The following is a 19,794-nucleotide window of genomic DNA, read 5'->3' on the forward strand; positions in this document are numbered from 1 at the left end:
CCCGCCCGACCGCCCACCAAGGAGCCCCCCGTGTACCAGTCCGTCCGCGACGACCTCCGCGCCACCCTGGACGAGATCCGCGAGGCCGGCCTGTTCAAGCCGGAGCGGGTCATCGGCACCCCGCAGAGCTCCTCGGTCGCCGTGACCTCCGGCGGAAGCCCCGACCAGGTGCTGAACTTCTGCGCCAACAACTACCTCGGCCTCGCCGACCACCCGGCCGTCGTCTCCGCCGCCAAGGACGCGCTGGACCGCTGGGGCTACGGAATGGCCAGCGTCCGCTTCATCTGCGGCACGCAGGACGTGCACAAGGAGCTCGAACGGCGCCTGTCGGAGTTCCTCGGCCAGGAGGACACCATCCTCTACTCCTCCTGCTTCGACGCCAACGGCGGTGTCTTCGAGACGCTGCTCGGCGCCGAGGACGCGGTGATCTCCGACGCCCTCAACCACGCCAGCATCATCGACGGCATCCGGCTGTCGAAGGCCCGCCGGCTGCGCTACGCCAACCGCGACCTGGCCGAGCTCGAACAGTGCCTCAAGGACAGCCAGGACGCCCGCCGCCGCCTCATCGTCACCGACGGCGTCTTCTCGATGGACGGGTACGTGGCCCCGCTGGCCGCCATCTGCGACCTGGCAGACGCGTACGACGCGATGGTCATGGTCGACGACTCGCACGCGGTCGGCTTCATCGGCGCCAATGGCCGCGGCACCCCCGAGCTGCACGGCGTGTCCGACCGGGTCGACATCGTCACCGGCACTCTCGGCAAGGCGCTCGGCGGTGCCTCCGGCGGGTACGTGGCGGCGCGCGCGGAGATCGTGGCCCTGCTGCGGCAGCGCTCGCGGCCGTACCTCTTCTCCAACTCGCTGGCCCCGGTCATCGCCGCCGCCTCCCTGACCGTGCTTGACCTGATCGAGGGCGCGGCCGAACTGCGCGAGCGGCTGGACGCGAACACCCGGCGGTTCCGGAGCGCGATGACCGCGGCGGGCTTCGACGTACTGCCCGGTGACCACCCGATCGCCCCGGTGATGATCGGCGACGCGGCGGAGGCGGGCCGGATGGCCGAACTGCTGCTTGAACGAGGGGTGTACGTCATCGGCTTCTCGTATCCGGTGGTGCCGCTGGGGCAGGCCAGGATCCGGGTCCAGCTGTCCGCGGCGCACTCGGCGGGGGATGTCGACCGGGCGGTCGAGGCGTTCGTGGACGCGCGGCGGGCGTTGCGGGGCTGAGGGCCGCCGGTCGCGGGGGCGGGGCCGGCGGGGCGGGACCGGGAACGTACGGCGGGGTGACGGCACGGCGGATGGGGGGCCCGGCCCGGCACGGGCCCGGCGTTCCGGGCCCTCGGGGTTAGCCCCGCTGACGTGCGAGGATGGACACGTGATCGACCCTCGGCGGCTGCGTGTCCTGCGTGCCGTGGCGCAGCACCACACGGTGACCGCGGCCGCGGCCGCTCTGTACCTGTCGCCGTCGGCCGTCTCCCAGCAACTCGCCTCCCTGGAGAGTGAGTCCGGTCATACCCTGCTGACGCGCAGCACCCGGGGCGTCCAGCTCACCGCCGTCGGCCGGATCCTGCTGGAGCACGCCCACTCCGTGGTGGCCCAGCTCGAACAGGCCGAGGCGGAACTGGCCGCGTACGCCGACGGTGAGATCGGCGAGGTCGCCATCGCCTCGTTCGCCACCGGTATCGCCGAGGTGGTCGCGCCGGCCATCGGGCACCTGGCGGCGCTCCACCCGGGGATCCGGGTCAGGATCCTGGACGCCGAGGGCGACGAGAGCCTGCCCATGCTGCTCGACGGGGCCGCCGACCTCGCGGTGGCCGTCGCCTACCGCGGCGCCCCGCGCGAGGACGACCGCCGGCTCACCCGGGTGCCGCTCTACGCCGAGCCCTTCGACGCGGTGCTGTCCGCCGCGGATCCGCTGAGCGGCCAGCCGCGGATCTCCCTCGACCAGCTCGCCGACCGCGACTGGATCGGCCCCTACCCGGGCAACCCGTGCCACGACGTGGTCCTGCTCGCCTGCGAGATGGCCGGCTTCGCCCCGCGCCTGATCCACTCCTCCGACGACTTCCGCGCCGTCGTCGCCCTGGCCGGCGCGGGTGCGGGCGTCGCCCTCGTCCCCCGCTCGGCCCTGAGCGGCATGGAACGCCGCAACGCCGTCGTCCGCCCGGTGGTGGGCAACGCCCCGACCCGCCGCGTCTTCGCCGCGGTCCGGCGCGGCGCGGAAAAACACCCCCCGATCCGCCCCGTCCTCACCGCCCTCACCCACTCCACCCCCACCCTCCCCTGACCCCGGCGCCCCGACCTGCGCAAGCGGCCCTCGCCGGCGGCCACCAGGCGAGTGCGGTACGGCTGGGAGAGGCCCTTGGCCGGCGACGATCTCGCGGAGCTTGTCCATGGCCAACCGCTGTTCGAGGGACTCGGTGACGTAGGCGGAGAAGCCGCCGGGCCCGGCGTAGGCGCATGCCGCCTCGGCAAGCTCCCCGGGCAGGGTGATGGTGTATTTCCTGCGCGTCCTCATGGCGCCGATCCTCCTACCGGTCCCGGGTTATGTGAGGCCCTGGGCGTTCACCTCCTGGACGCTCGGGGCGGGGGTGTGCGGTTGCGCGCCAGGGTCTCCCGGATGATCTCCTCGATCGGGATGCCCGGGCCCGGATCGGACATACGGCGGTCGATGATCCGGTTGATCTCGCGTTCGTCCAAGGCTGTGGGCAGGTTGTCGCGATCGGCTCGGTCCGTGATGTCGGCCGGGTGGGCGCGGACATCGTGGACGGATTCTCCGGACAGCTCCCTTGTCATGTGACGGAGGGTGCCAGCCATCCCGGCGCCCTGGCAAAAGGTCACCGTCACGCCGTGGGGTTGGTAGCGAAGATCCAGCGGTTGGCGGCCAGGGCGTCCGGGGAGTCGGGGTAGGGGCCGCGGCCGTGGTGGTGGGTGAAGTGGAAGGGGGTGTGGGACGTGGTGGACCAGCCGTGGGTGGTGAGGGCGGCGGCGGAGTCGGGGCGGGGCTCGGCGTCGAAGAGGGCGAGCAGGTCGACGCCGATGCGGTGGCGGGCGGCCGTGTAGACCGGGCTGTCGCGCACGGCCGCGGACTCGGTGCCGAGCTTGACCTCGTAGGCGAGGGCGCTGCCCGCCGCGCTGAGGGTGTCGACGGTGGTGATGAGGGCGCGCTCGGCGGCGTGCGGGAGGTAGAGCAGCAGGCCCTCGGCGAGCCAGGCGGTCGGCGCGGTCGGGTCGAAGCCGGCGGCGGCCAGCTTCCCGGCCCAGTCGAACCGCAGATCGGCGGCGATCGTGATCCGCCGGGCCGTCGGGACCGCGCCGAGACCGTCGAGCACCCGGCGCTTGAAGGCGAGCACCTCCTCCTGGTCGATCTCGAAGACCACGAGGTCGGCGGGCCAGTCGAGCCGGTACGCCCGGGTGTCCAGGCCCGCCCCGAGCAGCACCACCTGCCGGGTCCCGGCGCGGACCCGGTCCAGCAGGAAGTCGTCGAGGACCCGCGTGCGCAGCCCGAAGTAACGCCCCAGCCGGCCCCACAGCGGATCGGCCTCACCGCCGGGCACCTCCCCGGGCCGCACCGGCCAGTCCGCGGAGACCCGGGCCGCCCGTACGAAGTGCTCCGCGTAGACGTCCCGGGCCAGTGCGTCGTGGCGGTACGTCTCGATGGCCCGCGCCGCGGCGACCATCAGGGCCGTCGCCCCGACGCCCTCCTCGACGCCGACGCCCTCCTCGATCCCGTCGCCGTCGCCGTCGTTGACACCGACGCCGCTGTTCGGCCCGGCGGTGCCCGCCATGCCGCCCCCTCCTGAGTCGCCGTCCGCCAGGTTCGCCCGCCGCCTCAGCGGCTCAGACCGTGGCGCCCGCGACCAGGTGGTCGCCGGGGATCCCCGCCTTGTCCGGCGCGTAGTACTCCTTGATGCCCTCCGCCCAGGTCGCCACCTGGATCCGGTCCTCGTCCGACGGACCGAAAGCGTCGAAGAGCGCCTCGATGTTGCCGTGTTCGAAGCCGATCGCCGTCATCAGCGCGACGAACGCCGGGCGTTCGATGAGTCCGTCGCCGTCCGGGTCGCCGAGGGCGGCGAGCGCCTGGGCGAAGGCGTCGATCGTCGCGTCGAACCGCGCGGGGGAGAGCACACACGCGGTGTACTCCGCGAAGCTGATCTCGCCGTCGTGGTCGGCGTCGAGCTCGGTGAGCAGGGTGGTCCAGTACTGCCGGAAGGCGGCGCGCATCGCGTCCCGCGCCGACTCGTCCGCCGCGGGCGCCGCCTCGACGACGCGGTCCGCCATGAGTGCGAAGTCCTCGGCCTGGAGGACGCCGTTGCCGTCCGCGTCGAAAAGAGAGAAAACGAGTGCGACCCGCTTGGTGGCTTCTGCGCGCATGGATGCTGTCACCTTTCTCGGTCCGTCCCCGTGCGATCGGGTCGCGGCGGCAGGTACCAAAAGCGCCAAGGCGCCTACCCCCGCCGCGGATCCGGCGGCGCCGTCTCCTCGCCGACCGGACCCGTTCACTATCCGGTCCACGCGCCGGATCGAGGCTCGACCGAGGCCGCTCTTCACTCCAACGGGCTAATTGTCGTCATAACGCCGGTGGGTGGGGCGGCGATATGCAGCGCCGGCCCGGCCCGGACGGGGGTTATGGCGGGGGCTATACGGAGAGGTGGCCGCCGTTCCACCAGGTGATCACGAGGGAGGCGTATTCGGCGGGTTTCTCCTCCCAGCAGAAATGGCCCGCGTCCTCGATGAGGTCGACTCGGCCGCGGGGGAGCCGGGCGGCCAGGAATTCGGCGTTGACCGGCGGGACGACCTGGTCGTTCACGCCTTGGACGATACGGACGGGGGTCTGGATGTCCGGCAGCAGTTCGCTCAGGATCGGCAACTGTTCCGGATAGGCGCGGGCATACGGCATGGTCGCCACGAAGCGGTCACCGGCGTACGAGGTGAGGTAGTCCTCGCGGATTTCGGCGGACGGGGTGTATCCCTCGATGGTGCTCAGCGCGGCGGTGACGATCTCGCGGCCGTCGATCCGCTCGTACGGCGCCAGGTCCGGCGCCTCCACCCACTCCCGCAGCACCCCCGTCACCTGGACCGGCACCGCGGCGCCGCCGCTGCCGATGACCAGGCTACGGAAACGGCCGGGTTGCGCGGCCGCGGCGAAGAGGCAGGAGGAGGTGCCGATGTCGGGGCCGACGAGGTGCGGGTTCTCCAGTCCGAACTCATCGGCGAGGCGCACGATGAAGTCGCCCATCGCCCGGGGATTCATCAGCGAATCGCGGCGCTCCGACTGTCCGAAACCGGGCGGGTCGACGGCCAGCAGTCGCGCGTGACGGGAGAGTTCGGGCCAGATCTGTTCGAAAGCCAGCACGCTTTCCGGCCAGGGGCTCAGCAGAATCGCGTCCGCACGCTCCGAATCTTCCGAACCCTCGCTCTCCGTTTCGGCGAAGCGGACCGACAATCCGTCAATGGTCCTGAACCGCGGGCGGATCACAGTATTCGATGGTGTGTTCACTGGTGCTCCCCGCTATGGGCTGCCGGTCGCGGGCCAGGCCAGGCCGCGCATGCCGCGTCACTCCCGACGGACATTACCGCCGCGATCACTCCTTGGAGTGGAGGGTGGGGCCGATGTGTTGTGCGGAAGGCGTGGGGATGGGCATGCTCGGATCGTCTTGTCCCGATGTCACACCGTATGGAGGATTTGTGGCAACGACTACGACACGTAGGAACGGCATGAAGCGCCCGGGCCGCCGCGGCGGCCCCGTCCGGGGTCTGGGTGCGGCGGTGATCGGCGCCGGGCTGGTGTTCGGGGCGCTCGGCGCGGCGCCCGCCGCGGACGCGGCCGCCCGCGTGCGGACCGTGACGCTGCGGTTGGCGAGCCATCCGGGCCAGGTCGCCAACGTCGCCGGCGGTTCGACGGAGAACCTCGCCCATGTCATCCAGTGGCCGCTCTCCCACACGGACAACGAGCGGTGGGAGCCGGAGCCCGTCTCGGGCGGCTACTTCCGGCTGAGGTCGGTGGAGAGCGGCAAGTGCCTCAATGTCCAGGGGGGTGGAAACGCCAACGGCACCCAGGTGATCCAGTACACCTGTGGCACCGAAAGCAACGAGGAGTGGAAGTTCGTCCCCAAGGGCATCGGCTACCAGATCATCGTCAGGTCCAGCCACAAGTGCCTCAACGTCAAGGGCGGCGTCGGCAAGGGCAACCCGCTGATCCAGTACACCTGTACGGTCGGCGGCCTGCCCAACGACGTATGGCTGCCGGTCTGGGAGAACGCCTCGCTCTGACCGGCCCCCGGCTCCCGGGGCGCGGCTCCCGGTCCTGATCCCCGCGCGGCCGACGGGCAACCTCCCGGCCCGCCGACCGCGTTGGGACACCGTGAGCCGTTTCCCGGTGACGACCCCCGACACGCAGGTGCGGGGGTCGGGCGGGCGGGGTGGGGGGCGCCGGCCGGTGGGCGAGAGGTGCTCCTGCCTCCATCGCCCGGGCGGCGCCACCCGCCTCGTCCGTCAGGAGCACACCGCATGACGTCACCTCTCACCCCGGCCCCGCTCACCCCCGCCGGCCGCGCTCACCCCCGCCGGCCCCGGGTGGCCTCCCGGCACGCGGCCACGTAAGCCGGGACGAGCGGATGGGCGGACGCGCGCGGCCAGGCCAGCGCGAAGCGGCTCGGCGAAAGCCCCACGACCGGGCGGGTGGTGACCCCGCCGAGGGTGATCAGCGGGGCGTTGCCCGCCGCGACGAGGACGACCCCGAGCCCCGCCACCAGCGCCTCGTACGTCTCCTCCGTGCCGGCCACCTCGCCGCCGATCCGGGCCGGCCGGCCACCCCGGGCGTCCAGGGCGAGCCAGTAGTCCCGCAGCGGGCCGGCGTCGGGCGGCAGGGCCAGGAACGGTTCGTCGAGCAACTCGGCGAAGTCGACGCCGGCGCGGGCGGCGAGGGGATGCGAGTCGGGAAACGCCACCAAGCGGGGCTCCTCGGCGAGGACGAGATGGTCGTAGCGCTCCTCGTCGGGCAACGGCAGCCAGACGAAGGCGAGATCGCTGGCCCCGTCGGCGAGCCCGGCCGTCGGATCGGTCCAGCCGACCTGCCGCAGCCGCAGCGTGGCTCCCGGACAGCGGGCGCCGAAGCGGGAGCGGATGGCGGGCAGCAGACCGCCGCGCCCCGGGCTGGTGCTCATCCCGATCACCAGGGTGCTCCGCTCGGCGGACTTCGCCCCCTCCACCACCGCCCATGCCTCGTCCCAGGTCTCCAGCACCTGCCGGGCGTACGGCAGCAGGGCCGCGCCGGCCGGGGTGAGCGCGACGCCCTGCCGGTCCCTGACGAACAGGAGCGCGCCGAGCTGCCGTTCCAGCGCGCGCACCTGTTTGCTGAGCGCGGGCTGGGAGACGTAGAGGCGTTCGGCGGCCCGGGTGAAGTGCAACTCCTCGGCCACCGCGACGAAGTAGCGCAGGTCCCGCCCGTGAACATCCATGTCCGTCGGCTATCACGACGGATCTTGGACCGGCAAGGGTGCCGCCGGGCACAGTGAGGCGACTCGGGCCGGGAAAAGAGACGTGGCTGCCGACGGCTGACGACGACTGACGACAGATGAAGAGGGTGAACGGATGAGCAGGGTCTGGCTGATCACCGGCGCGAGCAGCGGCTTCGGCCGGGCGATCACCGAAGCGGCGGTGGCGGCCGGTGACGTGGTGGTGGCCGCCGCCCGCCGGGCGAAGGCGCTGGACGACCTGGTGGCCGCGCACCCCGACCAGGTGGAGCCGCTGCCGCTCGACGTCACCGATCCGGCCGCGATCGACGCGGCGGTGGCGGATGTGACCGCACGGCACGGCCGGATCGACGTACTGGTCAACAGCGCGGGCCGGACCCATGTGGGCGCCTTCGAGGAGACCACCGACGCCGAGCTGCGCGGCCTCTTCGAGGTGCACGTGTTCGGTCCTGCCGCGCTGGTCCGGGCGGTGCTGCCGGGGATGCGGGCCCGCCGCTCGGGCGCGATCGTGCAGCTCAGCAGCATGGGCGGGCAGATGTCCTTCGCCGGCTTCTCGGCGTACAGCGCGACGAAGTTCGCCCTGGAGGGGATGACGGAGGCGCTCGCCGACGAGGTGCGGCCGCTCGGCATCAAGACGCTGATCGTGGAACCCGGCGCTTTCCGGACCTCGTTGATGGGCAACGGCGGCGTCAGCGCGCAACTCCCCGACTACGAGGCGACGGTGGGCCCCACCCGGACCATGGTCGCGGCCGGCGACGGCACCCAGCCCGGCGACCCGGCCAAGGCCGCCGCCCTCATCATCGACGCCCTGGAAGCCGAGCACACCCCGCTGCGTCTCCCGCTCGGCGACGACGGGGTGAGCGCGGTCCTCGGCCATCTCGACGAGGTGCGCGCCGACATCACCCCCTGGGAATCCCGCGCCCGCGCCACCCGCTTCGACGCGTGAGGACGGGCCGGCTCCCCCCGGCAGGGTGGGGGGAGCCGGCCCGCGGCCAGGGGCTGACGGTCCGTCAGTGATGCCCTTGGTGGTGCGGGTTGAGGCCGCTGTCGATGGCGGTGATCAGCTCACCGTCGGACGTGTCGCCGTCCAGAGACCAGGCCATCGCGCCGCCGAGGTGCTGCTGCCGGATGTAGGCCGTCTTCTGGGCGATGACCTGCGGGTCGTCGTAGGTCCAGAAGTTGGTGCCGTCGTAGAGCCAGGCGAAGCCGTCCCTGGTGTCCCGGTGGAGGGCGTACGTGCCCGACTGGGCAAGGGCCTTGAGCGCGTGGTAGTCCTCGTTGCCGGCCTGCCAGGTGGCGGGCGCGGGACCGGTGGAGGTCTGGAAGAGGCCGGCCTTGCCGCCGTCCGGGACGCCGGTCCAGCCCTGGCCGTAGAACGGTACGCCGAGCACGAGTTGGCGGGCCGGGGCGCCGCGGCGCAGCCAGTCGCCGACCGCCTGGGTGTCGCTGAAGTCGTTCGCCACCGGGGTGTCGCGCGGGGCCTTCAGCGCGGACTGCTGGTTGGTGGTGGCCTCGTAGGGGCCGTGGAAGTCGTAGCCCTGCACGGTGCCGAAGTCGAGGTACCTGAAGATCTTCTTGACCTCGAAGCCCGCGTCGATCTTGGCCGGCGCGGCGGGCAGGAAGGCGCTCAGGTCGTAGTGCTTGTGCGTCGTGCGGCCGTACGTGTCGAGCTGCTTGCGGAACTCGGCCGCCAGCGCGGTGAAGTTCCGCTTGTCCTCGGGCCGGTAGACGGTGTCCACGTCACCGGAGGAGCCGGGCCACTCCCAGTCGATGTCGACGCCGTCGAAGAGGCCGGCCGCCGAGCCCGGGCCGCCCTTGCCGTCGAGCAGCGGCAGATTGCCCTTGACGAAGATGTCGAGGCAGGAGGCGACAAGTGCCGTGCGGGAGGCTGGCGTCAGCGCCGCGTCGGAGAAGTGGGTGGACCAGCCCCAGCCGCCGATCGAGATCAGCACCTTCAACTTGGGGTTCTTCGCCTTGAGTTCGCGAAGCTGGTTGAAGTTGCCGGCCAGGGGCTGCGCCGCGGTGTCCGCGGTGCCGTCCACCGAGGTCGCCGCGTCCACCGGGTGCTGGTAGTCGGCCCAGGCGTCACCCTCGCCCGCGACATTGGCCTCGAAGCACTTGCCGTCGGCGCCGATGTTGGCGAACGCGTAGTTGAGATGGGTGAGTTTGGCGGCGGTGCCGGAGGTCTCGACGTTCTTCACCTGGTAGTTGCGGGCGTAGATGCCCCACTGGGTGAAGTAACCGACGTTCTTGTAGGACGAGTCGGCGTGGGCCGGGGTGGCGTGCCCGGATCCGTGGCCGTCGTGGGCTTGCGCGGAACTGCCGCCGGTGAGGGCGGGGAGGACAGCGACCACCGAGAGCGTGGCGGCAGTGGCGGCCAAACGGCCGAGGAGTCTTCGACGCATGCCGGGAAAGTATTGGTCTGGACCAATGTGGGTCAAGCGAAACGGGAAAACCGGCCACCGGTGCGTACCCGAATTCATACCGGGTTCATACCGGGTCCATGCCGGAGGTGGCCGCGCGGGGCCGGTCCGAACCGCCCGGCTGCCGGGGGCCGGTGAGGCCCCGACAGGGGCCTTCCCTTGTTCGAACAGCCCGTAAACTCCCCTGGTGGACATACCTCCGCCCCCGCCTCCGTCCTCTGACGCCACGCCGTCCCCCGACGGCACGCCGCCCCCCGCCGGGCCCCCGTCGCCCCCGGAACCCCCGCCGTCCCCCGCGCCGCACGAGCCGGGTTCGCCGTACGGCGGCCTGCCCACGTATCCGCAGGGCGGCTACGGCACACCGCCGCCGTACGCCGGCGGGCCGTCCTACGGCTCACCGCCTTATCCCGGCCAGCCTTACGCCGGGCAGCCCTACCCGGGTTATCCGGGCGGGCCTTATCCCGGTCAGTATTCCGGCCCGCAGCCCGGGCCCTTTCCCGGTCAGCAGCCGGGCCCGTATCCCGGCCCGCCGTACGGGCCGCCGGCGTACGGCTACCCGCCGCAGGCGGGCTGGTACGCCGAGCGGCCCACCAACGGTCTGGCCATCGCCGCGCTGGTGACCGCGCTGGTGATCTGCATTCCGCTGCTCGGCCTCGTCCTCGGCGTCTTCGCGCTGCGGCAGGTCAACCGCCGCGGCGACCGGGGCAAGGCGATGGCGGTCGCGGCCATCGTCATCTCCAGCGTCACGACCCTGCTGATCGCCGCGCTCGTCGCCCTCGGCGCGGCCGGCGCGTTCGACGAGGGCAACACGCGGGTGGCGGACCTTGTCGCCGGGCAGTGCTTCAACACCGTCAACACCTCGCTCTCCGACTACGACGGGCGGGGCGCCCGGTCCACCACGGTGGACGTGGTGCCCTGCGACCACAAGCACGACGCGGAGGCGTACAAGGTCTTCGCGGTCGACGCCACGCCGGACGGCGGCTACCCGGGCGTGGACACGATCTCCGACGAGGCCGGCGCCCAGTGCAACGACTTCGCCGACGAGTACCTCGACGGCACACCGCTCGCCAAGGGCCTGGAGATCTACTACTACATGCCGCCCGAGGACGGGTGGAACCGCGGCGACCGCGATGTGACCTGCTTCTTCGGCAGCCGCTCCGGCAAGGTCACCGGTTCGGCGCGGAACGCGGGGGACGGGGGCGGCTTCGGCGTCTGAGCGGCCGGCTCACCGCTGACGGCCGGCCGGGGGCCGGCGGGGAGCCGAGGGGGAGTCCGCTGTCGCCGGGAACGGGCCGGCCGGCCGGCGCGCGTGCCCCCGCGCTGAGCCGAGGCCACGGATGGCGTCACTCGAACGGGTGACGCCATCGGTGCGAACGGGGCTGCCACCTCCCACTTCCGAGGGTGAAGCTCGGGGCAAGGCTTGCGGTCGAGTACCGAGGGTTGTCAAGCTGTCGCGGACAGTCAACCCCTGGGAGGGGCACGTGGCCTTCGGTGAGCAGCCCGCCTACCTTCGTGTGGCGGGAGACCTGCGGCGGAAGATTCTGGACGGAACGCTGCCGCCGCATGCCCGGCTGCCGTCACAGGCCCGTATCCGCACCGAGTACGGCGTCTCGGACACCGTCGCCCTGGAAGCACGCAAAGTGCTGATGGCCGAGGGCTTCGTGGAGGGCCGCTCCGGCTCGGGTACGTATGTCCGCGAGCGCCCGAGGCCCCGGCGGATCATCCGCAGCGGGTACCGGCCGGCCGGCACCCCCACCCTCTTCCGGCAGGAGCAGGCCGACGAGGCGAGCGAGGGCACGTGGGAGTCGCGCAGTGTGCAGGACACCGCGCCGGTCCACATCGCCGAGCGGCTCGGCATCGCGCCCGGCGACCGGGTGATGCGCACGCGCTATCTGCTGCGGTCCGGCGGCGAACCGGCGATGCTCTCCACCTCCTGGGAGCCGCTGGCGCTCACCGCCCGTACCCCCGTCCTGCTGCCCGAGGAGGGGCCGGTGGGCGGACAGGGCGTGGTGTCCCGGATGGCGGCGATCGACGTCCTGGTCGACCACATGGCCGAGGAGGTCGCCGCGCGGCCCGGACTCGCCGAGGAGACCGCGGCGCTCGGCGGGGTGCCCGGGCACATCGTGATGGAGATCCGGCGCACCTATTACGCCTCCGGGCGGCCGGTGGAGACCGCGGACGTGGTGATCCCGGCCGAACGCTATCGGGCCGTTTACCACCTTCCGGTGCGCTAACGCGCCTTATATCAGAACGTACTGACGGACGATCGGCATTCGGTCGAACAGATGGCCGGATCGGTACGTCGTTCGCCATTATCGGGGCAATGCGTGCCCGCGCCGTAAACCTCGGGCGTAGGGTCGGGCATATGCGCATCGCCGTTTCCTCGGACATGGATGAACCCATGGCCCGACACGCCGTCGACGAACTCAGGCGCCGCGGGCACACTGTGCTGGCTTACGGGGCGCTGCGCCCGGGCGATCACACGGACTGGGCCTGGAGCGCGGAGGCCGCGGCCAGGGCGGTCGCCGAAGGGGCGGCCGACCAGGCGGTGGTGTGCTGCTGGACCGGAACGGGCGCGTCCATCGCGGCGAACAAGATCCCGGGCGTGCGGGCGGCGCTGTGCGCCGACGCGTACACCGCCGGTGGGGCGCGCAGGTGGAACGACGCGAACGCGCTGGCGCTGAGCCTGCGCACGTTGTCCGGGCCGGTGCTGGGTGAGATCCTCGACGCCTGGTTCAACGGCGCGCCGAGCCAGCAGACGGAGGACCGGGAGAACGTGGCGCATCTGACCGCGCTTGAGGGGATTTCGTCGTGACGTCCGAACTGATCTGGGTGCTGATACGGCAGGACGGCGGGGCGAACCGTTACCGGGTGGGGCGGTACGCGACCCGGGCCGAGGCCGAGCGGGTCGCCGACACACTCGGTGGTGGCCGCGGCGGGGCCGGCCGGGTCTACTTGATAGAGCGGGTGCCCGCGCCCAGGACCGCGTCGGCGTGAGCCGGCCGATCGTCGTCGGCGGGGCGCTGCTGCGCGAGGGGCGGCTGCTGGCGGCCCGGCGGACCGCGCCGGCCGAACTCGCGGGCCGGTGGGAGCTGCCCGGCGGGAAGGTGGAGCCGGGTGAGTCCGCGCCGGAGGCGCTGGTGCGGGAGTTCCAGGAGGAGCTGGGGGTCGTCGTCCGCCCGGTCGAGCGGGTGCCGGGGGAGTGGGCGCTGCCCTCGGGCCATGTGCTGCACGTCTGGGTCGCCGCCCTGGTGCGGGGCGAGCCGCGGGCCCTCCAGGACCACGATCAGCTCCGCTGGGTGACCGCACACGAGGCGCTCACCCTCGACTGGCTCCCCCCCGACCGCCCCGCCGTCACCTGGACCACCACCCACCTCTGACTCCCCGCGTACCCGCATCCCCCCGCAGCGGCCCATCCCCCTTCGACCCCCCGGACGGCGTCCGCGCCCGCCCGTCCGCGCGCGGGTACCCGCGCGGGCAGATCGTGCCCTCCTTCCCCCGCGCCCCGACCCACGTCCGGCCCGCCCGTCCGCGCGGCGGCGCGTGGCTGCCCCGCGCGGGCGGGTCGGGCACCCCTTCCCCCGCGCTCCGGACCGTGCGGGTTCGCGTGGGTGCCCCGTATGGGCGGATCGGCGGGGATCGGGGCAATATCGGGTAATAGGGAATGAGATCTCTCTTGTGGAGCCGGCCTGGGTCCGGCGCGGACCCGGTGCGGGGGTGGAATGGGATGACCGACGGAGCGGAGGGGGAGCCGCAGGCCGAAGCACTCCTGGACATGCTCCGGGTCGCCGTCGTCATGCTCGACACCACCGGCCGCGTCCTGTTGTGGAGCCCGCTGGCCGAAGAGGTCCTGGGGTGGGCGGGGGAGCACATCGTGGGCCGCCGGGTCGGCGGCCTCTTCGGCCCCACCGACAAGGCCGCCCCCGACGAGGCCCGCCCCGAGCAGAGCGAGCAGATCCTGGTGGAGCTGCTGCGCAGCGGCCGATGGGACGGCATCCTGACGCTGCGGCACCGGGACGGGCACGGCGTCCAGGTGGAGGCGCGGGCCAGCCTGCTGGTCGACGGCGACGGCCGCCCCTTCGTGCTGGCCTCCATCGTGGAGACCAGCCGGCTGCGCACCCTGGAGCACGATCTCGCCGCGCTCGACGCCCTCTTGGAGAGTTCCCCGCTCGGCGTGGCCATCTTCGACGACAAGCTGCGCTACACCAGGATCAACGAATCCCTCGCCGAACTCAACGGGCTGCCCGTCGCCGACCACATCGGCCGTACCGTCGTCGATGTCCTGGACCCCGACTTCGGCAGCGCGCTGATGAAGCTCCAGCGCAACGTGCTGGCCACCGGTCACCCGGTCGTCGACCGGGTGGTGCGCGCCCCGGGCGGCGGGGGGTACCGGTCACTGTCGTACCACCGGCTGGTCGACCGGCTGGGAAACGTGCTCGGGGTCAGCGCCATCGTGATGGACGTGACCCAGCGGGTGGTCGCCGCCGCCAAGGCCGAGCACGCCCGCAGCCGGCTGGCGCTGCTGGACGACGCGGGCTCCCGGATCGGCGACGAGCTGGACGTGCGGCGGGCCGCCGACGGCCTCGCGCAGGCGGTCGTCCCCGCCTTCTGCGACTTCTCCGGGGTGATCCTGCACGCGGGGGCCGCGGAGGGCGGCGAACTGCCCACCGCCTCCTACAGCGTCGACACCTCGATGCGGCTGGTGGGCGCCGGCGCCGTCCGCTGGGAGTCGGCGGTGGACCAGATGCTCCAGCCCGGCTCACTCGTCGGCTTCGGGGAGAACTCGCTCTTCGCGGAGGTGCTCACCTCGGGCCGCCCCCGGGTGATCGACTCCAAGGAGCAGCTCGTCGCCACCACGTATCCCGGCGACCCCAGGATGCGGGCCGCGCTCGAACTGGGCATCGCCTCGGTGATGGTGCTGCCGCTGCGGGCCCGCGGGGTGGTGCTCGGCCTGCTGGTGGTGGCCCGCGGCAAGGACCGCGAGCCCTTCGACAGCGACGACCTGACCCTCGGGATGGAACTGGTCGGCCGGGCCGGCACCGCGCTGGACAACGCCCGGCTCTACGTCCGCGAGCGCGAGGGCGCGCTCATGCTCCAGCGGAGCCTGCTGCCGCAACTGCTGCCGGAGCCGCCCGGCGTGGCCATCGCCTTCCGCTATCTGCCGGCCAGCAGCGGCGCCGAGATCGGCGGCGACTGGTTCGACGTGATCCCGCTGGCGGGCGGCCGGATCGCCCTGGTGGTCGGCGATGTGATGGGCCACGGCATGCGGGCCGCCGCCACGATGGGCCGGCTCCGGACGGCGGTACGCACCCTGGCCGGCCTCGACCTGCCGCCCGCCGAACTGCTGCGCCGGGTCAACGACCTCGGCGACGACCTGGCCCAGAGCCAGGAGGAGGGGTGGATGGCCACCGCCGTCTACGCCGTCTACGACCCCTCGACCCGGCGCTGCACCATCACCCAGGCCGGGCACCTGCCGCCGGTCCTGGTCCGGCCGGCCGACAGCGCCGGCGCCGGCGGCTACCAGGCGGAGCTGCTCGACCTGCCGCCCGGAGTGCCGCTGGGCATCGGCGGGTTCAGCTTCGAGACCACCGAGCTTGAGGTGCCGGACGGGAGCGTCCTGGTGCTCTACACCGACGGGCTGGTGGAGGCCCGCGGCCAGGACATCAGTGTCGGCCTGGAGAACCTGCGCCGGCGGCTGTGCCGCCCGATGGCCTCGCTCGAAGCGGCCTGTGACGAACTGCTGGCCACCATGGAGCCGGGCCGGGAGCCGGACGACGTGGCGCTGCTGATGGCCAGGCTCGGCGGCCTGCCGGAGGGCTCCACCGCCTTCTGGACCTTTCCCGCCGAGGCCGGGGCGGTGCGACTGGCGCGGCGCCGGGTCCGTGACATCCTGACCCAGTGGGGCCTCGCCCAGCTCTCGGATGTCACGGTGCTGCTCGTCAGCGAGCTGGTCACCAATTCACTTCGGTACGCCCACGGTCCCATCGGGGTCCGGGTCGTCCGGGGGTCCTCGCTGCTCGTGGAGGTCTCCGACCCGCTGCCGGACCCGCCGCGCGAACGGGTGGCCGCCATCGACGACGAGGGCGGCCGCGGCCTTCAACTGGTGGCCGTGGCGTCCCGTCGATGGGGGACCAGGCACGGCCCGCTCGGCAAGACCGTCTGGTTCGAACTGGCCCTGCCGTGACCCCGGGACGCCCGGGCGGCACCGGCGGAACGCATGGTTCGACGGGACTGGGCCGGGTATGCCGAAGAGGCAGGTTCGAAACAGGAGGGAAAGGGGTGACATTGGAGTCCCGGGGCTCTTCCCCGTACCCCTTGAGCCGAGATGATGCTGTGATCGACAAGACCGTGTGCTGGACGGTCGTCATGCTGAATACTCAGCTCCAACCGGTCCATGTGTGCTGAGCTGGAGGGGTCGGGCGAGTGAGCGACAGGCCAGCAGGGGCGGTTCCGCCCCACAGTGAAGCATCGGCTGCCTCGGCCGCATCCGACGCGGCCGGCTCCGCCGACGGCGGCAACAGGGCCGGCAGCAGTGACGGCGGCGACCGCACGGCGACCGCGGTGCGCGGCGGCATCTGGCAGTCCAGCCCACCCGGCTCCCTCTACGACTACATCCGCGTCGCCTCCTTCGCGCTCGACCGGCACGGCCGGATCGAACAATGGAGCAACCGCGCCGAGGAGTTCTTCGGCGTCAGCGCCGCCGAGGCGCTCGGCCGGGACCCCGTCACCGCCTTCGCGCCGCCCGATGTGCAGCGGCGCGCACACGACCGGCTCACCGAGATCCTCGACGGCCGGGAGTGGAACGGCCTGGTGCCGTACAAGGACGCCAACGGCGGTGAGGGCCTCGCCGAGGTCTATGTGATGCCCTCGGGCCAGGGCGCGCTGTGCATCGCGGTGGACGTGGCGACGCTCCGGCAGATCGAGACCGACCTCGCCGCGTCGCAGGCCATCTTCGGGCAGTCCCCGATGGGCTTCGTGCTCTTCGACACCGAACTGCGGCTGATCCGGGTCAACCAGCGCTTCGCCGCCGTCTTCGGCCGGGCCTCCGAGGAGCACCGCGGCCGCGGCCCGCACGACTTCCTCTCCCGGGTGGAGTCCGACCGGCTCTCCGCGGCGCTGCGCCAGGTGCTGGAGACCGGCGACCCGGTGCTCGACATGCCCCTCGTCGGCACGGTGCCGGGCGACCCCGGCCGCCGCCGCTGGTCCATGTCGCTCTACCGGCTGCACAGCGGCTCCGGGCGGCCGATCGGTGTGGCGGGCCTGGCGATGGACGTCACCGGACGGCAGCGCGCCGAACGCGAGGCCGCGCACGCCCGGCGCAACCTGGCCCTGCTCAACGAGGCCGGCGCACGGATCGGCACCTCGCTCGACCTGGAGACCACTGCACGCGAACTGCTCGGTGTGGCGGTCCCGCACTTCTGCGACCTGGCCTCGGTCGACCTCTACCAGGCGCTGCTCTCCGGCGTGGAGGACCTGCCGGGCACCACCGACGGGAGCGGCGAGCTGCGCCGGGTCGCCTTCGCCAGCTCCGTCTCCGACGCGCCGGTGGCGATGCCCGGCGACGACGACGTCGACCCCTCGGAGGGACCGGTCTCGGTGGGCGCGGTGCACCGCTACCGGTTCGGCTCGGCCAGCGCCCGCGCGCTGCGCACCGCCCAGCCGCAGATGCTCGACGGCGACCACGGGCAGGGCAACTCGCTGGTGCAGTCGACCCTCGTGGTGCCGATGGTGGCCCGCGACACCGTACTCGGCCTGGTGCAGTTCTCCCGGGCCAAGGGCAGCGAGCGGTTCACCGAGCGGGACCGGATGCTGGCCGAGGAACTCGCCGCCCGCGCCGCCATCTTCACCGACAACGCGCGCCTGTACCGCCGGGAGCACGAGCGCGCGCTGATCCTCCAGCGCAGTCTGCTGCCGCCCGACGACCCGGAGGCGGCCGGGCTCGACATCGCCTGCCGCTATCTGCCCGGCAGCATGGAGACCGAGGTGGGCGGCGACTGGTTCGACGTCATCGAACTACCCGGCCACCGTACGGCGCTGGTGGTCGGCGACGTGATGGGCCGCGGCCTGCGGGCGGCCGTCGCGATGGGCGAACTGCGCACCGCCGTCCGCACCCTGGCCATGCTCGACCTCGAACCCGCCGAGGTGCTCGGCGCGTTGGACGAGGTGGTCAGCGGGCTCGGCGCCCCGGCCCGCGGCGGCACCCGCCGGGCCAAGGAGCGCGGCGACGCCGACCTCGCGGAGGTCTATCTGGCCACCTGTATCTACGTGGTCTACGACGCGGTGACCCGGCGCTGCACCATCGCCAACGCCGGGCATCTCCCGCCGGTCGTGGTCGAGCCGGGCGAGACCCCGCTGCTGCTCGAAGTGCCCAGAGGCGTACCGCTCGGTGTCGGCGGCGAGCCGTTCGAGGAGATCGAGGTCGAGCTGACCGACGGGGCGCTGCTGGCCCTGTACACCGACGGCCTGGTGGAGTCCCGCAGCCTCCCGCTCGACGAGGGCCTCGACGCCTTCCGCGACTCGCTGGCCGGCCCCGCCCGGCCGCTTGAGGACGTCTGCGACCACGTGCTCGCCACCCTGGACACCGCGCACGGCGAGGACGACATCGCCCTGCTGATGGCCCGGATCGACGGCCTGTCCGCCGAGAAGGTCGGCGACTGGACGCTGGAGCCGCAGCCCACCTCGGTCGCCCGGGCCCGTGAACTGGCCCGTGACCAACTGCTGGCCTGGGGCCTCGAAGGGCTGGTGGACACCACGGAACTGCTCGTCAGCGAGCTGGTCACCAACGCCCTCCGGCACGGCTACGGCGACATCAGACTGCGGCTGCTGCTCGACCGCACCCTGGTCTGCGAGGTGTGGGACAACGCGCTGATGCAGCCGCGCCGCCGCCGGGCCCGCGAGACCGACGAGGGCGGGAGGGGCCTCCAGCTCGTCTCCATGCTCAGCCAGAGCTGGGGCAGCCGGCGCACCCACCGCGGCAAGACCGTCTGGTTCGAACTGGCGCTGCGTGGCGGCGCGCCGGGTTCCGGTCCCTCGGTGGACGATCTGCTGAGCATGTTCTGACCGTGCCGTGACCCGCCGTGACCGGACTGTGACAGAGACCGTGCCCTGACCAGGAGCGGGACCCACAGGCGGGACCAGGGCCAGGGGCGGGACCCGACGGCGGATCAGCCGGCCCGGGACTTCAGCCGGGCCAGCCGCGCCTCGATCTCGCCCGTGTCGGAGAACGGATCCGGCGCCTCGAACTGCGCGTCCAGCGATGAAGCGGCCGGCTCCTCCCGGCCCGCCACCCGGGCCTCCTCGCGCCGCATCTTGTCCTCGAACCGCCCCAGATCGGTCGTCGGATCGCACAGGTCGACCTCTCGTACCGCGTCCATCATCGGGGCCCGCGCCTTCGCCGACCGCGAGTGGGCCACCAGCTCGTCCCGCCGCGTCTTGAGCTGCTCCAGCTTGTGCCTCATCCGGTCGAGCCCCGACTTGAGCTTGTCGACCGCCTCGCGCTGCCCGGTGAGGGTGGGCGCGACCGTCGCGGCCTCCTTCTCCGACTGGAGCTGGCGGCCGAGGGCGACCCGGGCGAGCCGGTCGAACCGGTCGGCCGCCGCGCCGCTCCCGGCGGTGCGCAGCTCGTCGGCCCGGCCGCTGGCGGTGCGCGCCCTGGCACCCCACTCGGCGGCGGCGCCCACGTCCTCGGCGTGGTCCTGCTGCATCAGCCGGTGGTCGGCGATGGCCGCGGTGAGCGCCTCCTGCGCCTCGGCGATGGTGGCGCCGTAGGTACGGATGAGCTGGTCGATCAGTTTCTGCGGGTCCTCGGCCTCATCGAGGACCTCGCCGACGTTCGCCCTGGCGAGCTGCCCCACCCGGCCGAGGACGGTCTGCTTGGACATACCTGACTCCCTGTGCCTCGA

The 19,794-nt window shown here is 72.7% G+C and carries 18 protein-coding genes; 11 read left to right on the forward strand and 7 right to left on the reverse strand.

Annotation, left to right across the window (positions count from 1 at the left end; genetic code table 11):
• Window positions 1-30 precede the first annotated feature (30 nt).
• Both OG519_RS22695 and OG519_RS22700 read left to right on the forward strand, forming a co-directional pair.
• Window positions 31-1,224, forward strand: a complete 1,194-nt coding sequence (locus OG519_RS22695) for a glycine C-acetyltransferase (RefSeq protein ID WP_405586947.1) — start codon at window positions 31-33, stop codon at window positions 1,222-1,224.
• Window positions 1,225-1,372: 148 nt separating this feature from the next.
• Window positions 1,373-2,281 (forward strand): LysR family transcriptional regulator, encoded by a 909-nt coding sequence (locus tag OG519_RS22700; RefSeq protein ID WP_405586950.1) that lies wholly within the window; start codon window positions 1,373-1,375, stop codon window positions 2,279-2,281.
• Window positions 2,282-2,559: 278 nt separating this feature from the next.
• Here the strand turns inward: OG519_RS22700 and OG519_RS22705 are convergent, their stop codons facing one another.
• The 4 genes from OG519_RS22705 to OG519_RS22720 form a co-directional block, all read right to left on the reverse strand.
• Entirely contained in the window at window positions 2,560-2,790 is a 231-nt protein-coding gene (locus tag OG519_RS22705; RefSeq protein WP_405586953.1) for a prevent-host-death protein, read from the reverse strand.
• 47 nt (window positions 2,791-2,837) lie between these two features.
• Complete coding sequence (locus OG519_RS22710; RefSeq protein ID WP_405586956.1) at window positions 2,838-3,782, reverse strand: SAM-dependent methyltransferase; 945 nt, start codon at window positions 3,780-3,782, stop codon at window positions 2,838-2,840.
• A gap of 52 nt (window positions 3,783-3,834) precedes the next feature.
• Window positions 3,835-4,368, reverse strand: a complete 534-nt coding sequence (locus OG519_RS22715) for an EF-hand domain-containing protein (RefSeq protein ID WP_405586959.1) — start codon at window positions 4,366-4,368, stop codon at window positions 3,835-3,837.
• 265 nt (window positions 4,369-4,633) lie between these two features.
• Window positions 4,634-5,350 (reverse strand): alpha/beta fold hydrolase, encoded by a 717-nt coding sequence (locus OG519_RS22720; RefSeq protein ID WP_405586962.1) that lies wholly within the window; start codon window positions 5,348-5,350, stop codon window positions 4,634-4,636.
• Window positions 5,351-5,712: 362 nt separating this feature from the next.
• On the opposite strand from OG519_RS22720, the gene OG519_RS22725 reads away from it, so the two are divergent.
• Window positions 5,713-6,267 (forward strand): RICIN domain-containing protein, encoded by a 555-nt coding sequence (locus OG519_RS22725; protein ID WP_405586965.1) that lies wholly within the window; start codon window positions 5,713-5,715, stop codon window positions 6,265-6,267.
• A 284-nt stretch (window positions 6,268-6,551) separates the two neighbouring features.
• Here the strand turns inward: OG519_RS22725 and OG519_RS22730 are convergent, their stop codons facing one another.
• Window positions 6,552-7,454, reverse strand: coding sequence for a LysR family transcriptional regulator (locus OG519_RS22730; RefSeq protein ID WP_405586968.1), 903 nt, complete (start codon window positions 7,452-7,454; stop codon window positions 6,552-6,554).
• Window positions 7,455-7,587: 133 nt separating this feature from the next.
• Here OG519_RS22730 and OG519_RS22735 point away from each other — a divergent pair, with 133 nt between their 5' ends.
• A complete protein-coding gene (locus OG519_RS22735; RefSeq protein ID WP_405586971.1) occupies window positions 7,588-8,415 on the forward strand; it encodes an oxidoreductase in 828 nt (275 codons plus the stop codon).
• Window positions 8,416-8,479: 64 nt separating this feature from the next.
• On the opposite strand, the gene OG519_RS22740 is transcribed toward OG519_RS22735, so the two are convergent.
• Window positions 8,480-9,874: a glycoside hydrolase family 18 protein gene (locus tag OG519_RS22740; protein ID WP_405586973.1), complete on the reverse strand. Its 1,395-nt coding sequence runs from the start codon at window positions 9,872-9,874 to the stop codon at window positions 8,480-8,482.
• 205 nt (window positions 9,875-10,079) lie between these two features.
• Between OG519_RS22740 and OG519_RS22745 the strand changes: the two genes are divergently transcribed.
• From OG519_RS22745 to OG519_RS22775, 7 genes are all read left to right on the forward strand, one after another.
• On the forward strand, window positions 10,080-11,108 hold the full coding sequence (locus tag OG519_RS22745; protein WP_405586975.1) for a DUF4190 domain-containing protein: 1,029 nt from the start codon (window positions 10,080-10,082) through the stop codon (window positions 11,106-11,108).
• 265 nt (window positions 11,109-11,373) lie between these two features.
• Window positions 11,374-12,126, forward strand: coding sequence for a GntR family transcriptional regulator (locus tag OG519_RS22750; protein WP_405586978.1), 753 nt, complete (start codon window positions 11,374-11,376; stop codon window positions 12,124-12,126).
• 131 nt (window positions 12,127-12,257) lie between these two features.
• Window positions 12,258-12,707, forward strand: a complete 450-nt coding sequence (locus OG519_RS22755; RefSeq protein WP_405586981.1) for an RpiB/LacA/LacB family sugar-phosphate isomerase — start codon at window positions 12,258-12,260, stop codon at window positions 12,705-12,707.
• The gene (locus OG519_RS22760) at window positions 12,704-12,889 is read left to right on the forward strand and encodes an SPOR domain-containing protein (protein WP_405586984.1); all 186 of its coding nucleotides are present in this window, start codon (window positions 12,704-12,706) and stop codon (window positions 12,887-12,889) included. Before OG519_RS22755 ends, OG519_RS22760 begins: the two co-directional genes overlap by 4 nt.
• On the forward strand, window positions 12,886-13,272 hold the full coding sequence (locus OG519_RS22765; RefSeq protein ID WP_405586986.1) for a (deoxy)nucleoside triphosphate pyrophosphohydrolase: 387 nt from the start codon (window positions 12,886-12,888) through the stop codon (window positions 13,270-13,272). Before OG519_RS22760 ends, OG519_RS22765 begins: the two co-directional genes overlap by 4 nt.
• 347 nt (window positions 13,273-13,619) lie before the next feature.
• A complete protein-coding gene (locus tag OG519_RS22770; protein ID WP_405586989.1) occupies window positions 13,620-16,076 on the forward strand; it encodes a SpoIIE family protein phosphatase in 2,457 nt (818 codons plus the stop codon).
• A gap of 389 nt (window positions 16,077-16,465) precedes the next feature.
• On the forward strand, window positions 16,466-18,952 hold the full coding sequence (locus OG519_RS22775) for a SpoIIE family protein phosphatase (protein ID WP_405592915.1): 2,487 nt from the start codon (window positions 16,466-16,468) through the stop codon (window positions 18,950-18,952).
• Between the two features lie 104 nt (window positions 18,953-19,056).
• Here OG519_RS22775 and OG519_RS22780 read toward each other — a convergent pair whose 3' ends face one another.
• Complete coding sequence (locus tag OG519_RS22780; protein WP_405586992.1) at window positions 19,057-19,773, reverse strand: PspA/IM30 family protein; 717 nt, start codon at window positions 19,771-19,773, stop codon at window positions 19,057-19,059.
• Window positions 19,774-19,794: the final 21 nt, after the last annotated feature.

The sequence above is a fragment of the Streptomyces sp. NBC_01190 genome, assembly GCF_045039895.1.
Classification (GTDB): Bacteria; Actinomycetota; Actinomycetes; order Streptomycetales; family Streptomycetaceae; genus Actinacidiphila.

Coding starts and splice junctions, on each gene's coding strand:
- OG519_RS22705 (WP_405586953.1), bottom strand. CDS start 2,790: ATGACAAGGGAGCTGTCCGGAGAATCCGTCCACGATGTCCGCGCCCAC.
- OG519_RS22710 (WP_405586956.1), bottom strand. CDS start 3,782: ATGGCGGGCACCGCCGGGCCGAACAGCGGCGTCGGTGTCAACGACGGC.
- OG519_RS22715 (WP_405586959.1), bottom strand. CDS start 4,368: ATGCGCGCAGAAGCCACCAAGCGGGTCGCACTCGTTTTCTCTCTTTTC.
- OG519_RS22725 (WP_405586965.1), top strand. CDS start 5,713: ATGAAGCGCCCGGGCCGCCGCGGCGGCCCCGTCCGGGGTCTGGGTGCG.
- OG519_RS22730 (WP_405586968.1), bottom strand. CDS start 7,454: ATGGATGTTCACGGGCGGGACCTGCGCTACTTCGTCGCGGTGGCCGAG.
- OG519_RS22735 (WP_405586971.1), top strand. CDS start 7,588: ATGAGCAGGGTCTGGCTGATCACCGGCGCGAGCAGCGGCTTCGGCCGG.
- OG519_RS22740 (WP_405586973.1), bottom strand. CDS start 9,874: ATGCGTCGAAGACTCCTCGGCCGTTTGGCCGCCACTGCCGCCACGCTC.
- OG519_RS22755 (WP_405586981.1), top strand. CDS start 12,258: ATGCGCATCGCCGTTTCCTCGGACATGGATGAACCCATGGCCCGACAC.
- OG519_RS22770 (WP_405586989.1), top strand. CDS start 13,620: ATGACCGACGGAGCGGAGGGGGAGCCGCAGGCCGAAGCACTCCTGGAC.
- OG519_RS22780 (WP_405586992.1), bottom strand. CDS start 19,773: ATGTCCAAGCAGACCGTCCTCGGCCGGGTGGGGCAGCTCGCCAGGGCG.